19 protein-coding genes are annotated in these 17,613 nt (G+C 47.8%); 9 read left to right on the top strand and 10 right to left on the bottom strand.

All coding sequences use genetic code 11. The features are described 5' to 3' along the window. Window positions 1-8: 8 nt before the first annotated feature. Window positions 9-866, bottom strand: a complete 858-nt coding sequence (locus OP864_RS12480; protein ID WP_270098500.1) for a LysM peptidoglycan-binding domain-containing protein — start codon at window positions 864-866, stop codon at window positions 9-11. An 8-nt stretch (window positions 867-874) separates the two neighbouring features. Then, window positions 875-1,780 (bottom strand): DUF72 domain-containing protein, encoded by a 906-nt coding sequence (locus OP864_RS12475; protein WP_270098499.1) that lies wholly within the window; start codon window positions 1,778-1,780, stop codon window positions 875-877. 109 nt (window positions 1,781-1,889) lie between these two features. Between OP864_RS12475 and OP864_RS12470 the strand changes: the two genes are divergently transcribed. From OP864_RS12470 to OP864_RS12440, 7 genes are all read left to right on the top strand, one after another. Continuing rightward, complete coding sequence (locus OP864_RS12470; protein ID WP_270098498.1) at window positions 1,890-3,098, top strand: exo-beta-N-acetylmuramidase NamZ family protein; 1,209 nt, start codon at window positions 1,890-1,892, stop codon at window positions 3,096-3,098. A gap of 222 nt (window positions 3,099-3,320) precedes the next feature. Further along, window positions 3,321-3,827 (top strand): DUF4442 domain-containing protein, encoded by a 507-nt coding sequence (locus OP864_RS12465; RefSeq protein WP_270098497.1) that lies wholly within the window; start codon window positions 3,321-3,323, stop codon window positions 3,825-3,827. 7 nt (window positions 3,828-3,834) lie between these two features. Continuing rightward, entirely contained in the window at window positions 3,835-4,611 is a 777-nt protein-coding gene (locus OP864_RS12460; RefSeq protein ID WP_270098496.1) for an MbnP family protein, read from the top strand. Between the two features lie 263 nt (window positions 4,612-4,874). Continuing rightward, a complete protein-coding gene (locus OP864_RS12455) occupies window positions 4,875-5,891 on the top strand; it encodes an FAD:protein FMN transferase (protein ID WP_270098495.1) in 1,017 nt (338 codons plus the stop codon). A 6-nt stretch (window positions 5,892-5,897) separates the two neighbouring features. After that, window positions 5,898-6,359, top strand: coding sequence for a hypothetical protein (locus OP864_RS12450; RefSeq protein WP_270098494.1), 462 nt, complete (start codon window positions 5,898-5,900; stop codon window positions 6,357-6,359). Between the two features lie 266 nt (window positions 6,360-6,625). Then, complete coding sequence (locus OP864_RS12445; protein WP_015693433.1) at window positions 6,626-7,018, top strand: energy transducer TonB; 393 nt, start codon at window positions 6,626-6,628, stop codon at window positions 7,016-7,018. A 48-nt stretch (window positions 7,019-7,066) separates the two neighbouring features. Then, a complete protein-coding gene (locus OP864_RS12440) occupies window positions 7,067-7,807 on the top strand; it encodes an energy transducer TonB (protein ID WP_270098493.1) in 741 nt (246 codons plus the stop codon). A gap of 297 nt (window positions 7,808-8,104) precedes the next feature. On the opposite strand, the gene OP864_RS12435 is transcribed toward OP864_RS12440, so the two are convergent. Continuing rightward, complete coding sequence (locus OP864_RS12435; RefSeq protein ID WP_270098492.1) at window positions 8,105-8,992, bottom strand: lysophospholipid acyltransferase family protein; 888 nt, start codon at window positions 8,990-8,992, stop codon at window positions 8,105-8,107. A 162-nt stretch (window positions 8,993-9,154) separates the two neighbouring features. Then, entirely contained in the window at window positions 9,155-10,615 is a 1,461-nt protein-coding gene (gene dacB, locus OP864_RS12430) for a D-alanyl-D-alanine carboxypeptidase/D-alanyl-D-alanine endopeptidase (RefSeq protein ID WP_015693429.1), read from the bottom strand. 142 nt (window positions 10,616-10,757) lie between these two features. Between dacB and trxA the strand changes: the two genes are divergently transcribed. Then, window positions 10,758-11,078, top strand: coding sequence for a thioredoxin (gene trxA / locus OP864_RS12425; RefSeq protein WP_015693428.1), 321 nt, complete (start codon window positions 10,758-10,760; stop codon window positions 11,076-11,078). A gap of 60 nt (window positions 11,079-11,138) precedes the next feature. Here trxA and OP864_RS12420 read toward each other — a convergent pair whose 3' ends face one another. The 6 genes from OP864_RS12420 to ribD all read right to left on the bottom strand — a co-directional run bounded on the left by OP864_RS12420 (window position 11,139) and on the right by ribD (window position 16,611). After that, window positions 11,139-12,257 carry an AAA family ATPase gene (locus OP864_RS12420; protein WP_270098491.1) on the bottom strand — a complete coding sequence of 373 codons (1,119 nt, stop codon included), beginning with the start codon at window positions 12,255-12,257 and terminating at the stop codon, window positions 11,139-11,141. Between the two features lie 17 nt (window positions 12,258-12,274). Next, the gene (locus tag OP864_RS12415) at window positions 12,275-13,039 is read right to left on the bottom strand and encodes a leucine-rich repeat domain-containing protein (protein WP_015693426.1); all 765 of its coding nucleotides are present in this window, start codon (window positions 13,037-13,039) and stop codon (window positions 12,275-12,277) included. A gap of 9 nt (window positions 13,040-13,048) precedes the next feature. Beyond that, the gene (locus tag OP864_RS12410) at window positions 13,049-13,477 is read right to left on the bottom strand and encodes a hypothetical protein (RefSeq protein WP_270098489.1); all 429 of its coding nucleotides are present in this window, start codon (window positions 13,475-13,477) and stop codon (window positions 13,049-13,051) included. Window positions 13,478-13,648: 171 nt separating this feature from the next. After that, entirely contained in the window at window positions 13,649-14,428 is a 780-nt protein-coding gene (locus tag OP864_RS12405) for a hypothetical protein (protein WP_270098488.1), read from the bottom strand. 230 nt (window positions 14,429-14,658) lie between these two features. Next, window positions 14,659-15,561, bottom strand: a complete 903-nt coding sequence (locus OP864_RS12400; RefSeq protein WP_270098487.1) for an EamA family transporter — start codon at window positions 15,559-15,561, stop codon at window positions 14,659-14,661. A 3-nt stretch (window positions 15,562-15,564) separates the two neighbouring features. Next, window positions 15,565-16,611, bottom strand: a complete 1,047-nt coding sequence (gene ribD, locus OP864_RS12395) for a bifunctional diaminohydroxyphosphoribosylaminopyrimidine deaminase/5-amino-6-(5-phosphoribosylamino)uracil reductase RibD (RefSeq protein WP_270098486.1) — start codon at window positions 16,609-16,611, stop codon at window positions 15,565-15,567. Window positions 16,612-16,792: 181 nt separating this feature from the next. Here ribD and OP864_RS12390 point away from each other — a divergent pair, with 181 nt between their 5' ends. Beyond that, window positions 16,793-17,569: a ParA family protein gene (locus OP864_RS12390; RefSeq protein WP_015693420.1), complete on the top strand. Its 777-nt coding sequence runs from the start codon at window positions 16,793-16,795 to the stop codon at window positions 17,567-17,569. The last annotated feature ends 44 nt before the right edge of the window (window positions 17,570-17,613 follow it).

Here is a 17,613-nt window from a genome sequence, read left to right as displayed (position 1 = left end):
AAACTCTATTATTTAACAAGCTTTCTAATTTTCACATATGCTTGAGCGTCAAGGATTCCCAATGCTTGCGCGCTGATAGGAGAAAGCATAACGATAGAGCCTCTTGCAAAGGGGGTATCGGGCACAGATCCTAGAACTTTGGCATATATTCGGCGTTCAATCATAGGGTTTTCGATCAAAATGACGTCTCCTGCTTGGGCGCCATCATATAATACGTATAGGCCATTTGTTTGCTGACTAAGTTGTTCATATTTGGGCCAGCAGGCTCTACCCTCCTCCATTTTTTCGGTTTTGCCTCTCATCAGGCCCATTTCATACTTTTTTCGCCACTTTCGGTTTTCTTCGGCCAGGGCGCCCTCCAGTCCAGTGTGTTTACTTAGGCTGTCACTAACTCCCTTTAAAGAGAACCAACCTACTTGTAGGCGTTGGCCTTCATAGAGCACGGCAGAGCTAAGTTGATTGCGGTTTTGGAGTAGTTCTACAGGTACATTAAAATGTTTTCGAGCGACTCGCCAGAGGGTTTCATTTGCTTTGACCTGATAATACACCTTGACATAATTGCTATCAATATAGGGCCGAGGTTTAGTTCTTAAGATGGCCTTTGCGCTGATGGGAATACGCAGTTTTTCGCCAACTCTGAGGCTACGTTTAGAGAGGCCTGGATTACAATAATAAAGGTCGGCTAGCTTGATTTGGTAAAAGTTTTTCATGGAGTAAAGCGTTTGTTTGCGCTTTACCTGATGCAGCAAATACACTCTTCCGCCGTTGATATCGACAAAGACGCTATCTTCTGGGTAGAGTTTAATATTTTGAGCTTGCGTTAGATGACTTACGAAAAGAGCTAAAATAAGGATGATATAGGGCATAGATTTCATTAAAATAGTTGGAGTTGAGGGTCTTGATAAGGTGTAGGAATTTTGATGGACCAATCTGTTTTTTTGGCCAATTGTTCCGCCATATACTGACAAATATCTGGGGCCAAGAGGTTGTCTGGTTCATGCAAAAAGAGATAAAACTCCTTCAAGCCTTGGGTTTGCAGACTCATTATTTTTTCTATCCAGGCATCTACTCTTTGGTAATCGCTAGGAAGCAAACCATTGCCCACAAAGCGGAGCATCAAAACGGGGGCGGTCAATTCGAGATGCAAAACATCTCTTCGGCCAGCGACATCAGTAATGCAAGTTCCTACTTTATAATGCTGCAAAAGGTCAAAATAGTCTTTGCGGGCAGCAGCATCTGCAAAGATATCGGCTTGGCGGGCTTCTATACAGATGGGAAAAAGGCTTTGGGGATATTGTTTGAGGAACTGCTCGAGTAAAGGCAGCTTAGCGGGACCAAAATGCGGAGGCAACTGCATAAAGCCCCAACCCAATCGGGGGCCGAGTTCCTGCATTCGTTCGGCAAAGCTTGGGCCTAGGCCCAGATTGATGCCTAGGTCGGCGGCATGGCTAATATTTTGGCCCAGTTTGGGCGAAAACCGAAAGCTTTGGGGCGTTTCCTCTCGCCAACGTTCCAATAATTCTACTTTGGGCAATTGGTAATGGGTAGAATTGAGTTCTATGCCATTAAATTGGGCGGCATAAGCTTTTAAATAATCTTTGGGCGTTGTTTTGGGTGGATAATAGCGCCCAACCCACTCCTTCATGGCCCAGCCCGTACAGCCAATATAGACCGCTGGCTGCTCTGGCTGTTCTTTGGCCAAAAGAGCAGTGCTTCGCTCGGCCAAATTGGGCAGCGAAAAATCTACTCTAGTGATATCTGTCAGTTTACCAAATTTCATTCATTACTTTTTGAGAGCACAAAGATCTCGAACTCATTTTATTTTAGTCGCTAAAAGGGCTACTTTTTTTTAAGGGCAAAAGACGCTATCTTCAGCCAAAATCTAGAATATGCGCCCAGTTTACTTCCTTTTTGCCGCCATTTGTCTACCTATTTTCCTTTTTTGGCCACCCAAAGAAGCCCCTGCTCAAACAGAAGTCTTTGATAACCAAATTAAAACAGGGGCCGAGCAAATGCACCACTACCTCCCTTTCCTCAAAGGCAAGCGGCTAGGTTTGCTGGTCAATCATAGCTCGACCATTAAGGAAACGCATTTGGTAGATAGCTTGTTGGCCCTGGGCCTAAATGTAAAAAAGATTTTTGCCCCCGAGCATGGCTTTCGCGGAACGGCAGACCGAGGCGAAAAGATTTTGGATGCCAAAGACCCCAAAACGGGCTTGCCCATTGTTTCTCTTTATGGCAAAAACCGCAAGGCCAAGGCCGCAGAGTTGGCCGATTTGGACCTCGTTATTTTTGATATCCAAGATGTAGGGGTTCGCTTTTATACTTATAGTTCTAGCATGACGTATATGATGGAGGCCTGCGCCCGTGCCAAAATTCCCTTTTTGGTCCTCGATCGCCCCAACCCTTTGGGCCATTATATAGATGGACCTATTTTAGAAAAGGAGCAGCGCAGTTTTGTAGGCCTTCACCCCGTCCCGATTGTGCATGGCCTTACTTTGGCCGAATACGCCCGCATGATTAACGAGGAGTTTTGGTTGAGCGATAGCCTGCAATGCGATTTACAGTATGTGGCCTGCCTCAATTATCGACATGATAAGTACTATGAGCTCCCCATAAAGCCCTCTCCCAATTTGCCCAATATGCGCAGCATTTACCTCTATCCGGGGCTCTGCCTTTTTGAGGGCACCCAATTTTCGGTTGGTCGAGGCACCCAAAAACAGTTTCAGTGCTATGGCTATCCGGCATTTCCCAGCCGCCAATATTCCTTCAAGCCTGTGCCCATGCCTGGGGCCAAGTCTCCGGTCCAAAATCAACAGCTTTGCTGGGGCGAGGACCTCTCTCTGATTTCCCTCGATAGCCTGCAGGCCCAAAAACAAATCCCCCTGCAGTATTTTTTAAAGGCTTATGAGGAGGCCCCCGCCAACTTGAAGCAAAAATTCTTTTCTCAAAAGGCTTTTTTCGATAAATTAGTGGGCAATAGCTGGCTCCGAACCGCCATCCAAAAGGGCGAAAATGAGAAGCAAATCCGAGCCCGCTGGGCCAAAGAATTAGAAGAGTATAAGGTCTTGCGCCAAAAGTATTTACTTTATCCTTAAGTAGCTATTTTGGGGCCTCCCGCAGCTAAGCTGCGGGCGCTATGTTGCGGGGCTCGCTGCTCGCTCGGCCCTTCGTTTTTCGCTGCGCTCAAAACTCGGTCTGGCCTTCGGCCACCCCTCCACAGCGCTAGGCCGTTTAGGGCCTGCGGCCCTAGGGCTGGCTATTCAGCCAGCCCCATCCCAACTCCTGTCATCATCAATCACCATCAATCATATTGTATTATGCAAGCTCCTATTTTAGGGCAATATGCCCCCGAGTTTATGAAATTGTTTTTATCGCCCCTCAAGCAAAAGTTATTTTTGCTCAGCAAGCTGCCCGCAGCTTGGTTTATGGGGGTCAAAATGAAAACCCTAACGCCTGAGCGCTCTATTGTTCATTTGCCCTTTAGTTGGTACTCCAAAAATCCGTTTAAATCCACTTATTTTGCGGCCCAAGCTGCAGCGGCCGAACTCTCTACAGGAATTTTGGCCAATATGCTCCTCTACAAAGGGCCAAAAATGTCTATGTTGGTTACCGGTATGCGAGCCGAATACTTTAAAAAGGTCAATAAAACAGCTCGCTTTGTCTGCGAACAAGGCCAAGATATTAAGGCCTGTATGCAAAAAGCAATAGATACTGGAGAGGGCCAGCGAATTGAGATCATTTCAGAAGGCTATATGACTGGCCCTGACGGACAAGATATTTTGGTCTCTCGCTTCTATTTTGAATGGAGTTTTAAAGCGAAATAAACAATTTATGAAGTATTTATTTTGGGCCTTGGGGCTCTTGCTTTTGGCTAGCTCCTGCGATTTGACCGAAGGCTGCACCGACCCCATTGCCGAGAACTATGCCCCCGAGGCCGATACGGACTGTTGTTGCGAGTATTTTAGTTTGCGCCTCAATCGCTCGGGCATTTGGGCCGATACCAGCAGTTTTAGTTGGTCTAACAAGTATACCGATATGCAGGGCGATAGCTTTCAGCTAGAGCAGTTCCGCTTTTTTCTGTCTTCCTTTGCCCTCCGCGATAACAATGGCCAATGGTGGCAGGTACAAGATAGCCTCCTCTACCCTTTGGCCAATGGCAGCAGCCGTTATTTAGCTAGCGATATTGCCATTTGGCGAAACAATAGCTTTTTATATGATTTGGGCCGTTTTGACCAAGCCAGAGAATTTGATCGCCTCCGCTTTTTGGTGGGCGCCCCTGCCGACTGGGCCGATTTGGCCCCAAATGAGATAGAAAGCAGTTTGGCTCTCAGCAGTAGTTTTACCGCTAGTTTATATGAAAACTCTGCCTATCAATCGGCCGAAATGCAGGCGGTAGTGGGCAACGATAGCAGCCAATATGTCCTGAGCGACACCCTTTGGGTAGAACTCCCCTTGGCCCTTTCGGGCTCTTTTGATGAAGATCTCAACTTAAATATAGCCCTAGATTATTCGGATCTATTGCGAGGCATAGCCTTTAACAGAGATGATTCTAGCCAGATCGTCCAACGCATTCGCCAAAATATGAGCGCTGCTTTTCAGATTCCCTAAAAAGGTATTCGTCGCTTCGCTCCTCATTCATCAATATGACCCGCCCACCCTCCCCTCCAATGGATTCCCTAAGGAATCCATTGGGGGAGCTTGGGCCATTTTTGGTCCAGAAAGGCGCGAAGCGCCTTGGCCTAGTGATGTGCAGCAGTGGCCCAAAGGGCCAGACCAAAGCGCTTTAGCGCTGCAGGGCCGAGCGAACAGCGAGCTGCGGAACGTAACGCCCGCAGCAAAGCTGCGGGAGGCCCCCAAAAAACAACAACAGCATGAAAAAACTTATCTACCTTAGCCTCAGCCTAATACTACTGAGTTGCCAATCCAAATCTCCTCAAAATTCGGGGTATTTAGAACTCAGTGGGCAAACCATGGGCACCAGCTACAGCATTAATTACCAAGACAGCCTAGGGCGCAACTTTGGTCCAGCCATCGACTCCCTACTCCTAGCCATTAACGCCGAAGTATCCACCTATATTCCCAGCTCCACCATTAGTCAGTGGAACCAATCCGAAGGGGGCATCAAAATAGATGACCGCCCCCACTTTTTGCGCAACTACCTCTTGGCCAAACAAGTATTTCAAGAAAGTAACGCTTGGCTAGACCCCAGCCTCATGCCTTTGGTCAATTATTGGGGCTTTGGCTATACCCAAAAACGGCCCGTACTCGCCGTAGATAGCCAAAAAGTAGACAGCCTAAGGGCCCTTTGCGCCTTTGCCCAACTAAAGCTCGACAAAGGCTATTTGTATAAAAACAAGGCCGGAAACGAACTCGATTTTAGCGCCCTAGCCAAAGGCGATGCCGTAGATGAACTAGGCCGTTATTTAGAATCCCAAGGCGTTCAGAACTATATGGTTGAAATTGGGGGAGAGCTGCGTTTGCGGGGACATCAGGAAGGCGCCCAAGGCTGGTATATTGGCATTAATTTGCCCAAAACAGAGGCTGGACTAAAAGAAATTCAGAATATTGTCGAGATGAAAGACTATAGTTTGGCCACTTCTGGAAATTACCGTAACTTTTATGAAGTAGAGGGCCAAAAATACGCCCACACCATCAACCCCAAAACGGGTTATCCAGAAAAAAGCCAACTACTCAGCGCTTCTATTTTTGCCCCCAATTGTGGACGAGCCGATGCCTGGGCCACCGCCTGCATGGCTATGGGCCTCCAACGCGCCCAAAAACTACTGCCCCAACAAAAAGAACTAGAAGCCCATCTCATTTATGTCGATAGCTTAGGACAACTACAAAGCTGGTCGACCCCAAAAGCAAAAACTTGGATAAAAAAATAATGCCTTATGCGACTCTTCCTACTGCTGACTAGCCTCTTCTTCCTATTGCCCAGCCTCAGCGCTCAAGAAAAAGAACTAGCCGTAATGGCCCCCCTGATGCTTTCTGGAAAATGGACCGGCAAACTCACCCAAGAAAAAGGAGGCATTGCCAAAACCTATTACTATGAAGTAGAACTCAGCCTCAATGGGCAAGATATTGTCGGTACCGGCATGATCCGAGCCGGGCGCATGTTTGGCTATTTTAATATCAAAGGGAAATTAGAAGGAACCAAAGTAACCCTAGAAGATATTGAAATTACCAATGAAGAAATTAAGGAAAGAGCCGCCTGGTGCCTCAAAAAAATGCCCCTGCACTTCCGATTCCAAGATCGCAAATATAAATTAATAGGGCCCTGGTCTGGGGTCGTCCCTTGGAGAGACTGCTCTCCTGGAGAAATTGAACTGGAAAAAGCCAGTATTCGGGCCTAGGTGGAATACCTAATTTATTAGTTGTAATAAAAACTTTTATTCCAAATATGGCCATTTGAGGCGATTTTTACCCTAAATTATGCCGCCAGAGCAAAATAATGCAGTTCGACCGACAATGGCCCACACAATAGATATTACTAATAGGTCTTTTTGGTATGATTTTCAGAGAGGAGAGCAAGAACAAATCTCTGCCTACAAAATAAGACTTATTAAGAACTACTGACCGCCCAGCTCCCTCCCCTTTGGGCCTAGAAAAAAACGATATTATGAAACAAATCTTTGCCCTTTTTTTCCTCATCAGCAGCCTTGGCCTTAGCCAAGTACACGCCCAAGAAGGAGAAGAGCCTCGCTTTCCCGGTTGTGAGGATGCCTTAGATTATGACTGCGCAGATATGAAAATGCTGCAGTTTCTTTTTAGTAATCTCAAACACCCTCAGGCCGCCAAAGACGCCAATGTACAAGGTACTGTCGTGGCCAGTTTTACCGTAAAAGCCGATGGCTCTATCAGCGCCCCAAGCGTAAAAGAAGGTCTAGGACATGGATGCGATGAAGAAGTCATCCGCCTAATCAATCTCATGCCCAAATGGATTCCAGGCACCGACCCCGAAGGAAATCCCATAGATATGGAGTGGGAGATTGACGTGAAGTTTAAGAATTAAACAAAAAGACGGCTGTGCCGTCTTTTTTTTGGCCAACACCTCTACACTATGCCTTATTATCGCCTTTTTTGCTGCCTCCTCTTCTCCGCCACACTCTGGGCCCAAGAAAATCGCCCCGCACTTTTCCCCTCTTGTAGCGACCCCCTCATTAGCCTAGCCCAACAAGAGGATTGCAGCCGCAAAAAACTCCTAGAATATATTCACCTGCATTGCCCCTACCCCGATACCGCCCTGCAGGAAGAAGTGGAGGGCCTAGTGGTCGCCGCCTTCGAGGTGGATGAAGAAGGCCAAATCGCTAAAGTCAAAATCCTAAAAGGGGTCAATAAAGCCATCAATGAAGCCGTTATGCAAACGCTCAGGGGCATCAAGGGCTTTCAGCCGGCCCTAAAAGATGGCCAAGCAAGCAAAAGCTGGATCGAGCTGCCTATCCGCTTCCAACTCAATAAATTACTAGATGCGGCCCAAGAAAATGAGTACCAACTGCTCTGGTCGGGCCCCAGCCAAAATAACCAACTCAAAAAAAAGGAACTAAAGACGCTCCTCCAAAATGAATCGCTTTTTGTCCGCAGTATCCAAGGCCAAAATTTCAAGATCCAAAAGCTAGAAATTACCTACTGGCGCAAAAAAAAGCTGCGGACCATCTACCTCAAAACCCCCAAAGATTTCTGGACCGAAGAGGTCCAAAATCTCCTCAAAGAAGTTCGCCGAAAAGGAAAGCTTTTTCTCCGAGCACATATCCAAGATCGCTATGAAGTAGTTGTTGTACAGCGAGATCTAGAACTGATTTAAGGGTTTGGGGCTGCCCCTTCCGCCAGCTTAAAAGCCAGCGCAAAGCGGTATCGCTTTGCGAAGCTATACAAAATGAGGGTTAAAACCCTCATGAATTATCGGGCGGGTCGGGCTGTGTCGCAGCTCGCAGGTCTGCTCGGCCCTGCGCCGCCAAAGGCGGCTGGGTCTGGCCCTTCGGGCCACTGCTATCCATCCCTCAGCCTGCGGCCCTTCGGGCCTGCTAGACGCAAAACAAGGCTCCGCTCCAGCCTAAAAAAAGGGCAGAAAACCATGGTTTTCTGCCCTTTTTCTTTGGCCCTAAGCCTGTGGTGGCTTGTGCTTCCAGCGCTTATGCGACCAGAGCCAATAAGCGGGGGCCTTTCGGATTTGAGCTTCTACTTTGGCCATGTAAATTTGGCTAATTTCTTCGGCAGTATGCGCCTGTGGGTCCTTAATGAGCTCTTCAAAATGGACCTCATACACTCCTCTTTTTACTTTTTGTACATCAAAATAATAGATGGGAATATTATAGCCTTGGGCATAGCGGGCCGGGCCGTGAATCGTGGCCGTCTGCTGGCCAAAAAACTCTACCCAATGCGCCTTTTTTACGCTACTCGGGTTTTGGTCGGCAATGAGGACCAAAAGCGGAGACTGCGAACGATGCGCCTCAAATTGCTTGGCCGTTTCATAGGTAGGTACAATCACATTGCCCGACAAACTGCGGCCCTTGAGCATTTCGGCCTCAATCAGTTTATTGGCCATGGGCTTATAAATGACCATACTGAGCATAGGCGTCTGAAAGCCAAGACCAGCTCCGCCCCACTCCCAGTTATTGTAGTGCGCCCCAGCCAAAACGGCCGCCCCTTCTTTTTGAGCAATGGGGTCCAAAATATCGCCATTGACGACCTTCCAGCGCTTTTTAGCCACCTCCTCACTCATGCTTAGGCCCTTAAGGCTCTCTAAAAAGATATCGCAAAGATGGCTATAAAACTCCCGCTCGATTTGGCTTCTTTCTGCTTCCGTTTTTTCTGGAAAACAACGCAGCAAATTGTCGCGGACCACCTGCTTGCGGTAGCCCAACAACTTATAAAGGACCAAATAAAGAAAATTAGAGTAGGCATATAAGAGCCAAAAAGGCGTTAGCCGAAAGCTAAAGCGCACCGTTTTAAAGGCCCAAAGCCCCAAATGATCTGAAAATTTTGCCATAAGTTCTGAGTTGTGAAATGCAGCCAGGCGCTATTGGCCTAGCGCTGTGGAGGGGTGGCCCGAAGGGCCAGACCAAAGGCGAAACGAAGTGAAGCCTGAAGGGCCGAGCAGACCTGCGAGCCCCGCAACATAGCGCCCGCCGAAGGCGGGAGGCCCCAAATCCTACTGATTATATTCGGCCATAGCCAGCAAGACTTTCTCTAGCTTTTTGCGGATGGTCCAGGATGCACAATTATAATTATTGACGATAATAGAAAACGCAATTCTGCGGCCCGAGCGGCTTTTGATATAGCCCGTATAAGAGCGAACTCGGTTCATAGAGCCGCCTTTGCCGTGCAGATTTTCCTCTAGGGCCGTTTTGCGGCCAAGGTACTTAAAAGTTCCTGTTTTACCCGCCACCGCCAATAAATTATAAAAATTGGGAAAGCTTTTTTGATCAATATACACTTTGCGCATAATTTGGGCCATGGTTTTGGCAGGTACGCCATTTCGGGCCGAAAGCCCAGAGCCGTCCTGCATAAAGAAGCCCTTGGTCGAAACGCCCCGCTTTTGCCAGAAGTCCATCAGGACCCCAATGCCCGCCTCGGTAGAGGCCTCTTGCTTAAACTTTTTGCCCAAGGTTTTGAGAAAAGACTCGCAATAGAGGTTTCGGCTGGCCTCATTCACATGCTGAATAATTTGGGCCAAAGGAGGCGAATAATGCGTATGAAAACGGCGGCGCTTTTCGGCCATTTTATAGTTTCTGTGCGTCACGGGTTGGCGCAAACAGCGAATCCCCTGCGCATTGAGCGAGCGCCAAAGCCAATGCGCCGCAAACAACTCCGGATTAGGTGCAGCGCCCTTCACCCGAAACTTCTTGCTGCCCTGAGGCAGGCTGCCCCGGATCCAAGCCTGAGGATGATAAGGGGCCGTATAAATATAGGATTGATCGCCAGAACGAGGCTTGCCCGTTTCCAATTCATTGATGACCTCTAGGCCGGGCACCTCTGGCTCGCAGCCCAAAAACTTAGGGCCACGGCTTTGGCTGGCGCTCAGTTGAAAGCGCATATAGAAAAGATTATCGTGCAAATTGAGGCCAGAAACCCCTGCCCCATAATGATTGCCCATATCCATCCATTGCCAAGTAGGCACCATAATCGAATTGTCGTAATAGCTGCCATCGCCAATAATGAGGCCCGTGATCTTTTGAATGCCCGCCTTGCGGACCGCCTCACAAAACTCATTGGCCAAATCATCTAAACTGGGAATATCCTCCATATAAGGAGAGCCCAAACAAGGGTCGCCCGTTCCTTTGAAATACAAATTGCCATGCAAAACCCCATCCTTGATATAACCATCATACTCCAGATAAGTAGCAAAACGATGATTGGCCCCCAAAAGGGCCAGAGTCGTGCTAGTGGTAATGGCCTTCATGGTAGAAGCCGTGATTAGGGATTGTTCTGGATTTCGGCTGGCGATCAGTTCGTTTTTATCGATATCAATAGCGGCAAAACCGATAGAGGCGTAGCGGAGCTCTGGCGCCTGCTCAAACTCCTTAAGCGCCATTTCTAGGCGGTTTTGGCCCAAAATAAAGCTGGGCGAAAGCAGTAAAAAACAAAAGAAAAAGCTAAATTTGTTAGACATAGTAGCGGGAATCTGTTAAATATATTTTAGGCGGTTTTCAGTTCTCAAACTTTATCGCTAATTTCGTTGTTACGACAACAAAATAATCAAAAGCCCTCGAGAAGGGCTCATATTTACAATATTTAAAACCAAAGATTGAATCATGGCCAAGGAAATCACAAATAGCAACTTCGATAGCCTAGTACTTGAATCTGGACAAGTAGCACTTATTGACTTTTGGGCACAATGGTGTGGTCCTTGCCGCGCAATTGCTCCTATCATTGAAGACCTCTCTCAAGAGTTTGAAGGTAAAGCAATTGTAGGTAAAGTAGATATTGACCGCAACCAAGAGATTGCTATGAAGTATAATATCCGCTCTATTCCTACTATTCTTGTTATTAAGGATGGTGAGGTAGTAGACCGCCAAGTAGGGATGACTACAAAGGCTAAATTGAAGTCTAAATTGGAGCAGTACATCGTCTAATCGATACGCCTCTATTTTAAGAAAAAGGAGCTTGACTTAAGGTCAAGCTCCTTTTTTGTTTTACATCTTCTGCAAAAGCAATTTGCCAATCTCAGGGTCGGTCATAATTACTTTAAGGTGCTTGTTGGGCGAGGCCACTAGGTCTTGGGCCATCGCCAAGCGGATGTCATTGGGCAGGAAGTCGATTTTGATAAAGGACTTTATATTTTGTAACTGCTCTTTGTTGGGCTTGACGCTATTGATATTTAGGAAGTTGACCAAACGCGTGCAAATGGTGGCCAAAATATCTACCCGCAAACTGCCCTTAGAAACCACTGACTTAATTGGCGAAAGCACTTCTTTCTTAAAGTCTTTGGCATTAAGAATATCTTCTGGGCTAATCAATTTGGCCAAGTTGTTATTGACAAAAGAGAGAAAGGCCGCCACCGTATTGCTATCCAAAGCCGAATCGGCTAGTAGCTGAACAAGGCCCAACTCCGCCGAAAGATCGGGAATATCACTAATCGACTCAAAGAATTGCACCAAGGAACGAGGGGTGGTCCGCTCGCCAGTGACCAACTCCGGATAGGTCAATACAAAGTTAATTCCCCTGGGGTCCAACCCATATTCCTCGGCCCATTTGGCCCATTCTTTCACATCAAATTCCATGGTAATGTGCATCATGCGGGTAAGCATGGCATCATCCATGGGCGTAACCGAATAATCGCCCCCATCGGGGTTGGCCGTTAGTACAATCTGCCAACCTTTGGGCAACTTCCAGCTCACTAGCTCATAATTTTGCAAAAGCTGCATAATCCCTCTCAGGATGCGGTCATCTGCTCGGTTGACATCATCAATTAAGAGAATGCCAGGCCCTTCTTCTTGAGGCACCCAATTGGGGGGAGAGAAACGAGTTTGGCCCTCCTCATCAATTCGGGGCATGCCCACCAAATCGCCCATTTCCTCAAATTGAGCTGGCGCTATATAAGCCAACTGATAGCCCTTTTCTCGAGCCATGCTTTCTACCAACTGCGTTTTGCCAATTCCATGCTTTCCCCAAATGCAAATTGGGGTTTTGGGGCGATTTTGCTCCTCCATCCGCGCATTGGTTTTTAGAATATGCTCCACAAAGCTGCGAAGTTCTGAGGCATTGGTTTTGGTGCCGTAATAGAGGTAGTGATGTTGTTCTGATATAGACATAAGAGGGAAAATTCTTCCTAAAAATAAATATTTACATCGCTCAGCTGGCGGCTAAGGTTGCGCTTTTGGCTGGCCGATAATTGGTTGCGCTCTAAATGCAGCATTTGCAAATTACTCATTTGCGGCAGATTATAAGGCAGGCGATCAATTTGATTGTCGCCTAGGTCCAAAATCCGAAGTTTGGGCAGGGCACAAAGCTCTTCGGGCAAACGCTTTAGACGATTGCCCCGAACAATCAGCTTCTCCAGATTTTGTAGCTGGGCCAAGGCCCTGGGCAATTCCGTCAGTTGATTGTCCATCAGGACTAGGGCCTGTAGTTGCTCCAACTGGGCCAAAGCATTGGGCAGTTGGCTCAGGCTACAACTATTTAGCGAAAGGGAACGCAAAAGAGAAAGCTGACCCAAACTTTCAGGCAGCTCCCCCAAAGGATTATAATGGATCTGTAGCTGCTCCAACGCCCGAAGTTCTGCCAAATTATCGGGCAATTTAGGCAAGTAGTTATGGCTCAGACTCAGGCTGCGCAAATTGGCAAAGTACCCCAATGGCTGCGGCAGTTCGGCCAGTGGCTCATAATGCAAACTCCAGGCTGTTAAGGCCCCCAAAAGCGCTTCCTGAGCAGTCTCTACCGCCCAATGCAAACCCGCTGGCTGCCGAACAATCAGTTCTGCCAGAGCTGCATCAGCAGGCAAGGGAGCAAAGGACTGCGCCAGGATGAACCCCAGCTCCCAGCCCTCTTCCGCTGCCAATAAGCGCTTTAAATTTGCTAGTTCTGCCGCTTGCATAAAGGCCAATTACTTTTTTTCCATTTCTTCAGATACCTTCACGACCTCTTCCGCCAATTTGCGAATATCTTTTTGGGCCGCCGCATTGGGATCCTCTGCAGAACGAGCCGATTTTGCCCCTTCTGCCGCCGCAAGCATTTCTTTAATGCGCTGACGCTCGGCCTCCAAATCTTTCAATTTCTGGGCGTAGTCTTGGTCCTTATCGGCCTCTTTTAGGTTGTCAATGGCCTTGTCCAATTTGTCCAAAACCTCATCATAAGTGCCCGCTTCTACCTTGTCCTTCTCATGGTTAAAGACCTCCACTACGGTCTGCCCAAAGTCCTTAGCAGAACCCAACAACTTATTGCGAACCGCCTTGTCTTCTGGCGTTCCCAATACAGACACATAGACAATCCAACCAATTAAGGCCACTACTACCAAAGAAATTAGCTTTTTCATACGCTCGTTTTTAGTTTTTGAATAAGAATATTTTTTTGGGGCCTCCGCCTCCCTTCGGTCGTCGGCGCTACGTTTCGCAGCTCGCTGTTCGCTCGGCCCTGCGCAAAAAACAAGTTTTTGCTGGGTCTGCGGCTGCGCCGCACTGCTGCACATCGCTAGGCCATTAAGGCCCTAGTTGGTGCCTGTTTTCGTTTTATACTTCTTTTCTATTTTTGCTTTTTTCGCCTCCTTGGGCGTCCTGCGATAAAGCTCCTGCTCTTCTTTGGTCAGAAAAGGAACCACCAAAGACAAACGGATCCCAAATTGCCCCCCTTTTTGCGTTATTTCATTAAAGCCCACATTTTGGTCAAAGTTGAAATCTCGCTGCAAAGCCTGTAGATCCAATGGACGATATGCCCGATAATATGGACGAATCTTAAAGATATAAAATAAGCGCTCTCGTTGCTCTTTTTTCAGCAAAAAGCGAAAAGGAAAGGCCAATTCCGCATAAAGCTCGCCCCAAATATTATAGTTCTTTATCGGAACCAGATAGTCGCCCCCAAAAGAATAGCGATAACGCATCTGCCCCATATGCAAACTGCCGCCAATGCTATGAAACTTTGACTTAAAAGGCCGAAAGCCTACACTAGCATCCGCAGAGATAAGGCTGTATTCTAGTTCTACCGTTTCTTTGAGCAATTGCGGATTGACACTGCTGAGCTTGCGCCCCAAATAGCCAAAACCCAAGGCCACATCCGCTACATAAGAATAACGCCCCAGGCCAAAACGATAGCCATGCAAGGCACGCAAATCGCCTAAGTTATGCCCCTCTCGCTCATTAAATTCTGTAACAATGGCAGACAGCTCATCAGATTGAAAGCTGCTGTATTCATAGCCCCCATAGGCATAGTATTGCCCCCAACTGCTGCCCGCAGAAATTAGAAATAAGAGTAAGAAAGTAATCTGTTTCATTATACTGTTTTATTTAATTAAATACAATCGGAAAGACTTGGCCTTGGCCTTTTTGGAAGGGCTTTGCCCGCCCCACTGAGGCTGGCGGAACCGCCAGCCCTTTCTCGGCTGAGGGATGGGCAGCAGTGGCCGAAGGCCAGACCCAAGCCGCCGCAGGCGGCTGCAGGGCCGAGCAGACCTGCGAGCTGCGATACAGCCCGACCCGACCAAAGGGAGGGGCAGCCCCAAAATCATTGAGAATAAGCCATCAATAAGATAGCGAAAATGGCTAAAAGCACCCCAATATAATTGATTTTTGACAAACGTTCACGAAAGAAAAAGAGCCCCAATAAGGCTGTGGCCATCACAATACTAATGTTGTTGATGGGCAAAACAACCGATTTGTCCCAAACGTTGAAGGCCAGCAACAAAAAGACGATCGAGAAGTAGTTGGGGATGCCCAAAGCTAAACCACCCCCTACATTTTTCCAAGACCAACGGGCCTTGGCCCTTAGCAATTGATAGAGGTAAACCACAGCCCCCGCCAAACCCGCCGAAGCAAAGATGGCCGTAGTAAAAGCCGCCGACTCTTCCTCTGTCCCCCCTAAAATACTTTGCTGCACATACTGCAAAAGAACCTCAATCAGGCCACTGCCGCTAAAGCTATAGATCGGAAAAAACCAAAGCAATAGCAGGCTACCGCCCTGGGCCAAATACTGCTGTCGCTCTTGTTTTCGGCTATCGCCCTCGGCTAGTTTTTCGGGCCAATTGCTGGCCAATACAGCCGCAAAGGCCAAGCCCAAACCAATAATTTTTAAGCTGCCCGCAGGCTCTTTAAAGGCAATAATAGCATAGGGCACCGAAACCAAAAGCGACATCTTCTGGAGAACCGAAGAAATGGTCACCCCAAATAAACGCACCGTCAGACCCACCGCATAAAAGCAACTGATGAAGATGATCCCCAAAATAAAGGCGTAGGGCATATAAGCTGCCCCCAAATCAAACAATTGACCATTGTATAGCCCGCCCGCCAACACACAGACAAAGTAGTTGATCACGATAGCCCCAAAGGTGTCTACCCCAAAACGAGGAAAGAGCTTGAAGACCGTAATCAAGGCCGTTGAGCAAAGGATACTCAAAAGAAGATATAACACAGTTTAGTCGTTGCGGTAATAAATTTCTACCCGATTATCAAATAGAGGCTGTACGCTCCTCAAATAGTTTTTGGGCGCTATGGGCGCCGCAATGCCTTGGCCCAAAATATCGGAAGATCGCAAAATGCGAATCTCATCCCATAGGCCCGCCGATAGAAAGCTCCGCAAAAGCTGCGCGCCCCCCTCCACTAAGACCGATTGTAGGCCTAGCTGCTGCCAATCGGCGCAAAGTTCCTCCAAAAGCTGCTCATAGGGAAGCTGCACAAAGCTGAGGTTCTTTTGCTCCAAAGCGGGCGGAATGGCCCGATACACTCTTGTCGCTTGCTGTCCATCAAATAGTTGTAGCCCCTTAGGCAACTGCCCCTCTCGGTCCAAAACCATCCGCAGCGGCTGCCGACCAAAATGATGGCGATTGCTCAAGGCGGGATTGTCTACGGCTGCCGTTTTTCGGCCCACTAGTATAGCCGACTCCTGGCTGCGCCAACGGTGGTTGATCCGACTAGAGATGGGGTTGGAGATCCGAAGGTTCTCTCCTTCTCTCCCCATAATATCATCTAAGGAACAGGCCCACTTGAGGACAATATAGGGGCGCTTTTGCCCTATATGCCGAAAAAAACGTCGATTTAGCCAAGCCGCTTCTTCTTCCAATACCCCCAGTTTCACCTCATGCCCCAAGGTCTTCAAGCGAGCAATGCTCTTGCCGCCCACCTGCTCAAAAGGATCCGTCTGAGCAATGACCACCCTTGGAATCTTATGCTGCACAATCAAATCTACACAAGGGGGCGTTCGGCCATGATGAAAACAAGGCTCTAAGGTCACATAAATAGTGGATTGGGCCAAAAGCGACTGATCTTGGACCGAACGAACTGCCAAGACCTCCGCATGCGGCTCTCCCGCCTTCTGATGAAAACCCTCCCCAATGATGCGCCCCTGATGCACAATCACGGCCCCCACTCTGGGGTTGGGCTGCTGACTCCTCCCACTCAAACGAGCCAAAGAGATGGCCCGACTCATGTATTTTTTGTCTAATTGTTCTATCGTCTCTTTCATGGCCCAAAGCTAATACTTTTTTCGATTTTGAATTGCTTTGCCTCCCCCCTGCTTTAGTCCCTCTAGCCGCAAATTATGGAGAGCGAAAAGCGCAAAAAGATATTTTTTTACTATTTTGGGCGGGCTAGCCTATCGCTTTTAGCAGAATGCTAGCGATTTAGTAAAGACTAATAAGAAGACCATGAGTATTATCATATCCCTATTGAACCACAAAGGAGGCGTTGGCAAAACTACCTCTGCGATCAACCTAGGCGCCGCCCTGGTCAAATTAAATAAAAAAGTACTGCTTGTCGATCTCGATCCTCAGGCTAACTTGACGATCTCTCTGGGTATCCCCAGACAAAGAGTGACGATCTATGAAAATATGCGCGGCGATGCAGAACTCCAACCCTATAATGTGAAGGAGGATTTTGATGTCATCACCTCTTCGCTAGACCTCTCTGGGGCCGAAATGGAACTCATCAATGAGCCCGGCCGAGAGTATATCCTCCGAGAACTCTTTGAGCCCGTTCAAGAGGAATATGATTATGTCATCATCGATTGCCCACCCTCGCTCGGCTTGCTGACCCTCAACGCACTCACCGCCAGTAATTTTGTTTTCATTCCCGTGCAAACTGAATTTTTGGCCCTGCAAGGACTCGCCAAGATCAAACAGATTACCGATAAGGTCAGCTTCCGCCTCAATAAGAAACTAAAGATGGGCGGCGTAATCGCCACCATGTACGATAGCCGCAAAATCCTTAATCGCGATATCGTGAGCACGATCAAGAAGTATTTTGGAGATAAGGTATTCAAAACCAAGATTCGTAGCAATGTCTCTTTGGCCGAAGCCCCCTCTCAGCATAAGGATATCTTTGAGTATAATAAGTCTTCTAATGGCGCCAAAGATTATCTCGCCCTCGCTAAAGAAGTGGTGGGCCGCCTAGAGGAAGCCCCTCAAAAAAAATCAGATGCCTAAAGGCTAGATGATAAAGCCAAAAAGGGCTGTCGGAATTCTCCGAC

It is taken from the genome of Saprospira grandis (assembly GCF_027594745.1).
Taxonomy (GTDB): Bacteria; Bacteroidota; Bacteroidia; order Chitinophagales; family Saprospiraceae; genus Saprospira; species Saprospira grandis.
Note: the sequence above shows the minus strand (reverse complement) of the source record. Positions and strands in the feature narration are given on the sequence as shown.

Bases quoted from the DNA above. Each gene is read 5' to 3' on its own strand.
- ribD (WP_270098486.1), bottom strand. From the start codon at position 16,611: ATGAAAGAGACGATAGAACAATTAGACAAAAAATACATGAGTCGGGCC.
- OP864_RS12480 (WP_270098500.1), bottom strand. From the start codon at position 866: ATGCCCTATATCATCCTTATTTTAGCTCTTTTCGTAAGTCATCTAACG.
- OP864_RS12445 (WP_015693433.1), top strand. From the start codon at position 6,626: ATGAAACAAATCTTTGCCCTTTTTTTCCTCATCAGCAGCCTTGGCCTT.
- OP864_RS12455 (WP_270098495.1), top strand. From the start codon at position 4,875: ATGAAAAAACTTATCTACCTTAGCCTCAGCCTAATACTACTGAGTTGC.
- OP864_RS12465 (WP_270098497.1), top strand. From the start codon at position 3,321: ATGCAAGCTCCTATTTTAGGGCAATATGCCCCCGAGTTTATGAAATTG.
- OP864_RS12420 (WP_270098491.1), bottom strand. From the start codon at position 12,257: ATGTCTATATCAGAACAACATCACTACCTCTATTACGGCACCAAAACC.
- OP864_RS12415 (WP_015693426.1), bottom strand. From the start codon at position 13,039: ATGCAAGCGGCAGAACTAGCAAATTTAAAGCGCTTATTGGCAGCGGAA.
- OP864_RS12390 (WP_015693420.1), top strand. From the start codon at position 16,793: ATGAGTATTATCATATCCCTATTGAACCACAAAGGAGGCGTTGGCAAA.
- OP864_RS12435 (WP_270098492.1), bottom strand. From the start codon at position 8,992: ATGGCAAAATTTTCAGATCATTTGGGGCTTTGGGCCTTTAAAACGGTG.
- OP864_RS12470 (WP_270098498.1), top strand. From the start codon at position 1,890: ATGCGCCCAGTTTACTTCCTTTTTGCCGCCATTTGTCTACCTATTTTC.
- OP864_RS12405 (WP_270098488.1), bottom strand. From the start codon at position 14,428: ATGAAACAGATTACTTTCTTACTCTTATTTCTAATTTCTGCGGGCAGC.
- OP864_RS12475 (WP_270098499.1), bottom strand. From the start codon at position 1,780: ATGAAATTTGGTAAACTGACAGATATCACTAGAGTAGATTTTTCGCTG.
- OP864_RS12440 (WP_270098493.1), top strand. From the start codon at position 7,067: ATGCCTTATTATCGCCTTTTTTGCTGCCTCCTCTTCTCCGCCACACTC.
- OP864_RS12410 (WP_270098489.1), bottom strand. From the start codon at position 13,477: ATGAAAAAGCTAATTTCTTTGGTAGTAGTGGCCTTAATTGGTTGGATT.
- OP864_RS12460 (WP_270098496.1), top strand. From the start codon at position 3,835: ATGAAGTATTTATTTTGGGCCTTGGGGCTCTTGCTTTTGGCTAGCTCC.
- trxA (WP_015693428.1), top strand. From the start codon at position 10,758: ATGGCCAAGGAAATCACAAATAGCAACTTCGATAGCCTAGTACTTGAA.
- OP864_RS12450 (WP_270098494.1), top strand. From the start codon at position 5,898: ATGCGACTCTTCCTACTGCTGACTAGCCTCTTCTTCCTATTGCCCAGC.
- dacB (WP_015693429.1), bottom strand. From the start codon at position 10,615: ATGTCTAACAAATTTAGCTTTTTCTTTTGTTTTTTACTGCTTTCGCCC.